The organism is Protofrankia sp. Cr1 (genome assembly GCF_963555865.1).
Taxonomy (GTDB): Bacteria; Actinomycetota; Actinomycetes; order Frankiales; family Frankiaceae; genus Protofrankia.
The window spans coordinates 1-621 of the sequence record NZ_CAUVXO010000356.1 but is presented as its reverse complement, the minus strand read 5'-3'; the positions used below and the strand labels follow the sequence as shown (position 1 = coordinate 621).

The following is a 621-nucleotide window of genomic DNA, read 5'->3' as shown; positions in this document are numbered from 1 at the left end:
TTCACTGATCATGGCAGAAGATCGGAGTACTTCGCCCGTATTCGCATCGCGTGGATGATCAGATCTGTGTCGTCCAGGAGTAGGACGACGATCTCCAACAGGTTGCCCGCCCGGTCCGGGCCCAACCGCAGCTCCCGACGCGGCTCCTCCTCCTCGTCGTCCCCGAGGGGATAGGCGACCAGGAATCGTTGGGCGGCATGGATGCTGTCCGCGTCGGCGATGCCATGCTTGCGTGCCGACCGGTGAACATCCACCCGACAAACGTATTACGAAACTGGTTCTCCTGTCAGCCTCCACGAGACGTGCGGGCCCTGTTGCGTTGACCGGAGGCAGGACATGGCAGGCCCTGCCAGCTGGCTGATCGGCTTGCCAGGGTGAGTTCGGCGAAGGCAGCCGTCAGCTGCAGGCGCGGGTCGGTGTTGACGCCGAGTTCGTAGTGGCTGCGGTGGATTTTCTCCCGCTTCGATTCGGTTGTCAGCCCGCCGGGCGTCGACGTGCCAGACGGCGGGCAGCAGCTCGTCGAGGAGCCGCGGATAGACGGCAGCCTGGTCGGTGGTCACTCCACCGGGTCGCGGCCGTGCGACAACGCGATGGTGGAGAACCGGCGGGTCGCGGCGAGAT

Annotated in this window: 1 protein-coding gene and 1 pseudogene; both read right to left on the bottom strand. The window is 65.2% G+C overall.

What is annotated here, in order from left to right; all coding sequences use genetic code 11:
• Positions 1 to 8: 8 nt before the first annotated feature.
• Positions 9 to 254 (bottom strand): hypothetical protein, encoded by a 246-nt coding sequence (locus U9980_RS21170; RefSeq protein ID WP_322769520.1) that lies wholly within the window; start codon positions 252 to 254, stop codon positions 9 to 11.
• 113 nt (positions 255 to 367) lie between these two features.
• A pseudogene (locus U9980_RS21165) lies at positions 368 to 621 on the bottom strand (IS6 family transposase); the annotation flags it as partial.